This window comes from Anaerotruncus sp. AF02-27 (genome assembly GCF_003465835.1).
Taxonomy (GTDB): domain Bacteria; phylum Bacillota; class Clostridia; order Oscillospirales; family Ruminococcaceae; genus Anaerotruncus; species Anaerotruncus rubiinfantis.
In genome coordinates this window covers 332641-341291 of record NZ_QSBX01000002.1, presented here as the reverse complement: position 1 = coordinate 341291, position 8651 = coordinate 332641, and the positions used below count along the sequence as shown (strand labels likewise).

At 56.4% G+C, this 8651-nt stretch carries 9 protein-coding genes; 8 read left to right on the top strand and 1 reads right to left on the bottom strand.

The features are described from left to right. Positions 1-241, top strand: a 241-nt coding sequence (locus DWV16_RS19285) for a hypothetical protein (protein ID WP_199719760.1), incomplete at its 5' end; no start/stop codon positions are given. Here DWV16_RS19285 and DWV16_RS19830 read toward each other — a convergent pair. Next, on the bottom strand, positions 156-374 hold the full coding sequence (locus tag DWV16_RS19830; RefSeq protein WP_066459073.1) for a helix-turn-helix domain-containing protein: 219 nt from the start codon (positions 372-374) through the stop codon (positions 156-158). The two genes, DWV16_RS19285 and DWV16_RS19830, sit on opposite strands and share 86 nt — an antisense overlap. 239 nt (positions 375-613) lie before the next feature. Between DWV16_RS19830 and DWV16_RS03715 the strand changes: the two genes are divergently transcribed. From DWV16_RS03715 to purB, 7 genes are all read left to right on the top strand, one after another. Then, the gene (locus DWV16_RS03715; protein ID WP_158572770.1) at positions 614-823 is read left to right on the top strand and encodes a helix-turn-helix domain-containing protein; all 210 of its coding nucleotides are present in this window, start codon (positions 614-616) and stop codon (positions 821-823) included. A 74-nt stretch (positions 824-897) separates the two neighbouring features. Further along, positions 898-2292, top strand: coding sequence for an asparagine--tRNA ligase (asnS, locus tag DWV16_RS03710; protein WP_118477820.1), 1395 nt, complete (start codon positions 898-900; stop codon positions 2290-2292). Between the two features lies 1 nt (position 2293). Beyond that, positions 2294-3088 (top strand): ATP-dependent sacrificial sulfur transferase LarE, encoded by a 795-nt coding sequence (gene larE, locus DWV16_RS03705; protein WP_118477819.1) that lies wholly within the window; start codon positions 2294-2296, stop codon positions 3086-3088. 11 nt (positions 3089-3099) lie between these two features. Next, the gene (larB, locus tag DWV16_RS03700; RefSeq protein WP_118477818.1) at positions 3100-3849 is read left to right on the top strand and encodes a nickel pincer cofactor biosynthesis protein LarB; all 750 of its coding nucleotides are present in this window, start codon (positions 3100-3102) and stop codon (positions 3847-3849) included. A gap of 175 nt (positions 3850-4024) precedes the next feature. Further along, on the top strand, positions 4025-5290 hold the full coding sequence (gene larC, locus DWV16_RS03695) for a nickel pincer cofactor biosynthesis protein LarC (RefSeq protein ID WP_243007267.1): 1266 nt from the start codon (positions 4025-4027) through the stop codon (positions 5288-5290). Positions 5291-5555: 265 nt separating this feature from the next. Further along, positions 5556-6851, top strand: a complete 1296-nt coding sequence (locus DWV16_RS03690) for an aminotransferase class I/II-fold pyridoxal phosphate-dependent enzyme (protein WP_118477816.1) — start codon at positions 5556-5558, stop codon at positions 6849-6851. Between the two features lie 116 nt (positions 6852-6967). After that, positions 6968-8407 carry an adenylosuccinate lyase gene (gene purB, locus DWV16_RS03685; protein WP_118477815.1) on the top strand — a complete coding sequence of 480 codons (1440 nt, stop codon included), beginning with the start codon at positions 6968-6970 and terminating at the stop codon, positions 8405-8407. Positions 8408-8651: the final 244 nt, after the last annotated feature.

Sequence of the window (8651 nt, the reverse complement as noted above, 5' to 3'; positions counted from 1 at the left end):
AAGCGAGAAAGTATGCCCGTGGGGCGCGGCGGAACGCGCCAGTGATTCTCAAGCGGCAAAGCCGCTTGATTCCCGTGCACGCGGTGGAATACGCAAAGCCGCCATCACCGCCGACGGGCGAAAAATGAAGGCCAGCAGCAAAAAGCTGCCGGCCTTTATTTTTTTCGTGGATAAGGGGTTTCTTCGTCTGTCCAATCCAAAAGAAAATCAAGACTGGTGTTGTAGAACTTCGCCAAGGTAAATAGATGGTCATAGGTGGGCATACGGACGCCGTGTTCATATTTTGACAGGAGGCTTTGGTCTATTCTGGTCTCAATTTGTACGGCAGTTTGCGTTAACTTCCGTTTCTCGCGGATTTTGCGTAAATTTGTCATTGCAATCACCTCATAGGACAATTATGTCATAAAATCTATTGACAATTAGTACAAATACGTACTATTTTTAACTATGAGGTGATAATGCGGAACGCGCAAGGCCGCCATCACCGCCGACCTTCGTTATGAAATAACTTTTTCCCAATTTGGGAAATTTTTCAAGTTTTCAAGAAAAGTATGATACAATCATAATCGTGATAGACATATGTTCTATAGATTTTTTGTATGAGGTGATTATGATGTTGCATCCAAGAATCAAAGAACTGCGCCTGGAGCGGGGGCTCAGCCAAAAGGAAGTGGCGGAAGCATTGGGCTGCTCGGAAAAATATTATGCCAAAATCGAGCAGGGGATCGACTTTAACTCGATTTATCTGCGCAGGCTTTCGCTGTTTTATGACGTTTGCGCGGACTATCTGGTCGGTTTCAGTGATGAGCGGCGGTGGAAATGAAAGAACCTATGGAATTTTCCAAAGAGATGTGGTACAATAGGACAGTATAAATTTCCATCAAAGGTGGTTATATTGTGAAAAGGACAGAAATCAAAAAGCTGTTCGCTTCGGTGCAGGACTATACCGCTGCGCCGGTGACCGTATGCGGCTGGGTCAAAACCATCCGCGATTCCAAATCGATCGGATTTATCGAGCTGAACGACGGCTCGTCGTTTCGAAACCTGCAGGTGGTTCTTTCGCAGGATAAACTCTCCAATTTCGCCGAGATCGTCAAATTGAACGTCGGCAGCGCGATTGTGGTGCGTGGTCCAGTCGTGCTCACCCCGGACGCGAAGCAGCCGTTTGAAATCCACGCAGAATCGGTCGAGGTGGAAGGCGCTTCCACTCCCGATTATCCGCTTCAGAAAAAGCGGCATTCGCTTGAATATCTGCGTACCATCGCGCATCTGCGCCCGCGCACCAACACCTTCGCGGCGGTTTTCCGCGTACGTTCGGTCGCGGCCTATGCGATCCACAAATTTTTCAATGAACGCGGCTTTATATACGCGCACACGCCGCTCATCACCGGCAGCGACGCCGAAGGCGCGGGAGAGATGTTCCGTGTGACCACGCTCGACCCGCAGAATCCGCCCCTTACCGAGGACGGCAAGATCGATTATTCCCAGGACTTTTTCGGCAAGGCGACCAACCTGACGGTTTCTGGCCAGCTCGAGGCGGAATGCATGGCGATGGCCTTCTCGAAGGTGTACACCTTTGGGCCGACCTTCCGTGCGGAAAATTCCTACACCGCCCGCCACGCGGCCGAATTCTGGATGATCGAGCCGGAGATTGCGTTCGCGGATCTCGCGGACGATATGGAACTCGCGCAGGATATGGTGAAGTACGTCCTTTCTTATGTGCTGGCTGAGTGCCCGGAGGAGATGCAGTTCTTCAACAATTTCTACGACAAGGGCCTCATCGAGCGGCTGCAGGGGATTGTTTCGTCCGATTTCGCCTGTGTCACCTATACCGAAGCGGTTAAAATCCTTGAACAGCATAAGGACGAGTTTCAATATCCGGTTTACTGGGGCTGCGATTTGCAGACCGAGCATGAGCGTTACCTCACCGAGCAGGTGATGAAGCGCCCGGTCTTTGTCACTGACTATCCCAAGGAGATCAAAGCCTTCTACATGCGGCTCAACGACGACGGCAAAACCGTTGCGGCGGTCGATCTGCTGGTGCCGGGCATCGGCGAGATCATCGGCGGAAGCCAGCGTGAGGAGCGGCTCGATGTGCTGCTTTCGCGCATGAAGGAACTGAACCTCAATGAGGAGGATTACTGGTGGTATCTCGACCTCAGGCGGTTCGGCGGCACCAAACACGCGGGCTTCGGGCTCGGGTTTGACCGCCTCATCATGTATATTACCGGCGTGTCGAACATCCGCGATATCCTGCCGTTCCCGCGCACGACCGGAACGGCGGAATTTTAAGATGAACCGGCAGCTTCAAACGCTGACCGAAACCCTCACACAGCTTGCCGCCGGCGGCGGGCTGTGTGTTGCGTTTTCGGGCGGAGTTGACAGTTCGCTTCTCGTGAAGCTCGCATGCGGCGCGGGCATCCCGGTGCACGCAGTTACCTTCGACAGTACCCTGCAGCCCGCTGCCGACGCCCCGCAGGCCGCAAAACAGGCGGCTTCCTACGGCGCGAAGCATGTTCTGCTGCGGTGCGACCCGCTTTCGGACGAAGTGGTCCGGATGAACCGAAAGGAGCGCTGTTATCGCTGCAAATACGCGCTTTTCGCACGGCTGCGTGAATATGCGGCCGAACAGGGCTTTGCAGCGGTGATCGACGGCACAAACGCGGACGACCTGTCGGAATACCGGCCGGGCCTGCGGGCCCTGCGGGAGCTTTCAATTGTGAGCCCGCTCGCTGAGCTTGGCATCACCAAGGCGATGGTGCGGGAATTTGCAGCGGAGATCGGGCTCGATGTTGCCAAAAAACCGTCATCGCCCTGCCTGGCGACCCGGTTCCCTTACGATACGCTTCTCACAGAGCAGGAGCTTTCCCGCGCTGGAAAAGCGGAGGAGCTTCTGCGTGGATTCGGGTTTCTGACTGTCCGCGCGCGGGTACATGGGGAGCTTCTGCGGATCGAAGTGCCGCTTGAACAGCTTGCGCAAGCCGTTCAATGCGCCGGGGAGCTTGTCCCCGCGATGCGCGCGCTTGGCTTTTCCCAGGTCACGCTTGACCTCGCAGGCTTTCGCAGCGGAAGCTTCGATGGGAAGTAGGGAGGATACATATGGAGATCAAAACGCTGTTAGAACAGGTGCGCGCGGGTGAAATCACGGTCGCGCAGGCGCAGAAATATATTGAAAAACTCCCTTATGAGGAGCTCGATTTTGCAAAACTCGACCATCATCGGCTGATGCGCAGCGGTTTTGGGGAAACGGTGTTCTGCCAGGGCAAAACGCCCGGGCAGTGCGCTGAGATCTTCGCGCGCTTTGCCGGGATGGGGGAGAACGCGCTCGGCACCCGGGCCGATCCGGCGCACTATGAAGCGGTGAAAGCTGTTCTGCCGGACGCGGTCTACCACGAACGGGCGCGCACCATTGCCTACACCTGCAATCCGGTGGAGCCGATCGGATGCGTCGCCATCTGCACCGCGGGCACCTCGGACATCCCGGTGGCGGAGGAGGCCGCGCTCACTGCGGAGTTTTTCGGGGCGAAGGTCGAGCGGGTCTTTGACGTGGGTGTGGCGGGAATCCACCGGCTGTTCGCAGAGATGGACCGCATCCACACGGCAAACTGCGTCGTTGCCTGTGCCGGGATGGAAGGGGCGCTCGCGAGCGTCATCGGCGGGCTTGTGAGCGTACCGGTGGTGGCGTTGCCAACCAGCGTTGGCTATGGCGCGAGCTTTCACGGGCTTTCCGCGCTGCTCACCATGCTCAATTCCTGTGCGGAGGGGGTCGCAACAGTCAACATTGACAACGGCTTCGGCGCGGGCTACCTTGCGGCGCAAATCAACAGGCTCGCTTGCCGGGGAAAATAACTGCTGGAGACGGAGGGGGAACAATGACAAGATAGCTTCGACGCGGCAAATCGATCTATCTGTTTTTGGTGTTCTCCATGACTTTTATGCTGGCGCGGATATCTTTGGGCGCGGTGCGTGACCTGTCGCGGACTCTGCTCACGGTGCCTGTGCCGCGATGGGAGGAATCGACCACATGAAAACACTTTATCTGGAATGTTATTCGGGTATCAGCGGCGATATGACGGTGGCCGCGCTGCTCGACCTGGGCGCGGATGAACAGAAACTGCGTGCCGCGCTCGCAAGTCTCGGCGTGGGCGGTTACCACCTGCACACCGGCCGGGTGACAAAACGCGGAATCTCCGCGTTTGATTTTGACGTGCATCTGGAGGCGCAGGAACATCCGCATGAGCATCATCATATGGACGGACATGACCATACCCACGCGCACGAACATCCCCACGATCACAGCCATGATCACACGCATGATCACAGTTGCGGGCATGCGCACGAGCATCGTAATTTTGCAGATATCGTTGCGATTATCAACCGCGGAGCGCTGACCCCGCGCGCCAAAGAGCTGGCAAAGCAGATCTTTGCGCTGGTTGCAAAGGCGGAGTCGAAGGTGCACGGCCTGCCGGTGGAAGAGGTGCATTTCCATGAGGTCGGCGCGGTGGATTCGATCGTAGATATTGTTGCGGCCGCTTTCTGTCTCGACAACCTGGGGATTGAAAAGGTCTACTGTTCGCCGCTTTACGAAGGGACTGGAACGGTGAAGTGCCAGCATGGGATCATGCCGGTTCCCGCGCCCGCGACAGCGGAAATCATCGCGTCGAGCAGCCTTTCAATGACCATCACCGACAATTTCGGGGAGATGGTGACCCCGACCGGCGCGGCGATTGCGGCGGCGGTATCCGCCGGCGCGCCGCCCAAAAGTTTTTCGATTCTGAAGACTGGCTACGGCGCGGGCAAGAAGGAATTCGAGCGTGCGAACGTGCTGCGCGCGCACCTTATTGAGGAGCGGAGGGAAGGATCGTACGACGGGGTGGTGAAACTCGAGTGCAACATCGACAACATGACCGGTGAACAGCTCGGATATGCGATGGAGCAGCTATTTGACGCCGAGGCGCTCGACGCATGGTTTACGCCCATCCAGATGAAAAAAAACCGCCCGGCGGTGCTGCTTTCGGTGCTTTGCAGGCCGGACAGGCTCGAAAAACTGACCGCCTGCATCCTGGCCCACACCGGAACGATCGGCGTGCGGTACACGCCGATGCGGCGGATAGAGATGCAGCGGGAAGCGGATGAGGTGCAGACCGCTTACGGCGCGGTGAAGGTGAAGCGCAGCCGCTGGGGAGCGGTCGAAAAAACGGCGGTGGAGTATGAAAGCGCACGGGAAAAGGCGCGGGAATGGGATGTGCCCATTTCGGAAATCTACCGCGCGGCCCGGTCCGAAAAGTGACAATTAGGAATCAGTGGAAATGGAAAGGTGCAGGAATGCGGCTGAGCATTCCTGCACCTTGTGCATTTTTAGCGGTCTATCTCATTTTGACACATACTTTTTCGTGCTGTTTTCTGAATTTTGCAGGATTAAAAAATTCAACTTGCAAACCATGGAGTGTTGTCATATACTATTATGAGGATTAAGGCAGAATTTGGCGGCTGCCTATGCAGAGATGAAGGATTTTTGGGAAAACATATTCTTGAAGATAGTGGAGGTCAACATTATGGCAACTTACAGTGCGCTTTCCCGCCCGGAGCTTGAAGCGCTGCACCGCGAGCTGGTAAAGCGGTATGACGCTTTCAGGGACAGAGGGCTGAAATTGGATATGTCCCGCGGCAAGCCTGCCGCTGACCAGTTCGATCTGGTGAAGGGGATTCTGGACGTGGTGAATTCCGAATCGTCTCCTTATGCGTCTGACGGCGTGGACTGCCGCAACTACGGCGATCTGGATGGGATTCCAGAGTGCAAAGCGCTCTTCTGCGAGATGCTCGGCGTGAGTTTCGATGAGGTTTTTATCTGCGGAAACTCGTCGCTTTCGATCATGTACGACGCAATCGGAAAAATGATTCTGCATGGTGTGCGTGAAGGCGCGACTGCCTGGTGCAGGCTGCCAAAGGTGAAGTTCCTCTGTCCTGCGCCGGGATACGACCGTCATTTCGCAATCACCGAATGTTACGGCATCGAGATGATCCCGGTTGAAATGACCCCGGACGGCCCGGATATGGATACCGTGGAAAAGCTGGCCGCCAGTGATGAAAGCGTCAAGGGCATCTGGTGCGTCCCGAAATATTCAAACCCGCAGGGTATCACCTATTCGGATGAAACGGTCCGCCGCCTGGCGCGGATGAAAACCGCGGCCAGCGATTTCATCATCATGTGGGACAATGCCTACGCGGTGCATGACCTCTATCCCGACCGTCGTGACCAGGTGCTGAACATCCTGGACGAATGCAAAAAAACCGGCGACCCCGACCGGGTTATGATGTTTGCCTCCACTTCAAAAATTACCTATGCGGGCTCCGGCGTCGGCGCGTTTGCCTGCTCGCCGAACAATATGAAGCGCATGAAAAAGTTGATTTCAATCCAGACGATCGGCTTTGATAAGATCAATATGCTGCGCCATGCGCGTTATTTTAAGAATATGGACGGTGTCATGGCCCATATGGACAGACAGGCGGAGCTGCTGCGCCCGAAGTTCAAAGCCGTGCTTGACGCGTTCGACCGGGAGCTTGCGGGCAAGGGAATTGCCGAATGGCTGAATCCGAACGGCGGTTACTTCATCTCGCTCGATGTGATGGATGGCTGCGCCAAACGGGTGGTGCAGCTTTGCCGGGACGCTGGCGTCACCCTCACCCCGGCGGGCGCGAGCTTCCCTTACGGGAAGGACCCGCGCGACCGCAATATCCGCGTCGCGCCGACCTATCCGACGGTGGAGGAGCTGACCCTTGCCGTCGATCTGCTCTGCATCTGCGTGCAGCTTGCCGCGGTGGAAAAATTGCTGCGGGAGCAGACCTTCTGATGTTATTTTCCTTCGGCCATCGGCCCGGACTTTTGTACGGCGGACGATCTTTTCATCGTCCGCCGTTTGTGGTATACTTTTTGCATTGAGGCTTAATTTGGAAAGGATGTTAAAATATGAGCGACAGAACCGACCGTTACGAAAGCCCGTTTTGTACGCGGTATGCAAGCGATGAGATGCAATATGTATTCTCAGCGGACAACAAATTCAAGACCTGGCGCAAACTTTGGATTGCGCTTGCAAAGGCCGAGCAGAAGCAGGGCCTTGCCATCACCGACGAACAGATCGCGGAGCTGGAAACCCATGCGGAGGACATCAATTACGAGGTTGCCGTCGAGCGGGAGAAACTGGTCCGCCATGACGTGATGAGCCATGTCTATGCCTACGGCATGCAGTGCCCGAAGGCGAAGGGGATCATCCATTTGGGGGCGACGAGCTGCTATGTGGGGGATAACACCGATATCATCGTCATGCGGGAAGGCCTGCGGATCGTCCGCCGCAAACTGATCAACGTCATCTCGCTGCTTTCTGATTTCGCCATGAAATATAAGGACCTGCCGGCGCTCGCCTACACCCATCTGCAGCCGGCGCAGCTCACCACCGTCGGCAAACGCGCGACGCTGTGGGTAAATGAACTGATGATGGATTTGGCGGAGGTGGAGCATCGCATCGCGGATCTGAAGCTGCTGGGCAGCAAGGGCACCACCGGAACCCAGGCGAGCTTCATGGAGCTCTTTGACGGGGATGGAGAGAAGGTCAAGGCCTGCGAGATGGACATCGCCCACATGATGGGTTTCGAAGCGGTCGTGCCGGTTTCGGGCCAGACCTATTCGCGCAAGGTGGATTCCTACGTCTGTTTCGCGCTCGCAGGCATTGCGCAGAGCGCAAGCAAGTTCTCGAACGACCTGCGCCTTCTGGCAAACTTCAAGGAGATGGAGGAGCCATTTGAGAAAAACCAGATCGGTTCGTCCGCGATGCCGTATAAACGCAATCCGATGCGTTCTGAACGGATCACGTCGTTGGCGCGGTATGTGATGGCGGACTCTTTGAACCCGCAGTTCACCGCGGCGACCCAATGGTTCGAGCGCACGCTCGACGACAGCGCGAACAAACGCATCGCGGTCGCGGAGGCCTTCCTCGCGGTTGACGCGATCCTGGGGATTATGCTGAACGTCTGCGACGGGCTGGTGGTCTATCCGAAGGTGATCGAGCAGCGCCTGCGCCGGGAACTGCCGTTTATGGCGACTGAGAACATCATGATGCAGGCGGTCAAGAAGGGCGGCGACCGTCAGGAGCTGCATGAGCGTCTGCGGGAGCACTCGCTGGCCGCCGCGAAGGTGGTCAAGGAGGAGGGCGGTGAGAACGACCTCATCGAGCGCATCTGCGCCGACAGCGTCTTTAACCTTTCGCGCAGTGAGATTGAAGGGGTGCTTGACCCGAAGGAATTCACAGGCCGCAGCGCCGAGCAGGTGGAGGAGTACATCCGGGATGTTGTCGGGCCGGTGCTCGAGCAGAACAGGGAGATTCTCGGCGAACGCGCGCAGCTTTCGGTTTAAAAATTTACAGACTGGGAAGCATAGCCGCTGAACGCTGCGGTTTTGAACCTATGCCACAGGCGGAACCGTGCCTTTGGACGGTGCGGTTTCAATGCGCAGTTTTCCCACAGACGCGAAGCGCGCTGCGGGAAAAGGACGGCCTGCCGCCGCTTTGCAGCGGCGGGCCGTGTGAATCTGAAAAATCAATTGACTTTTGGATATAATTCCAATATAATTGTAAAAGTGCCGCATTGTGACATACAGT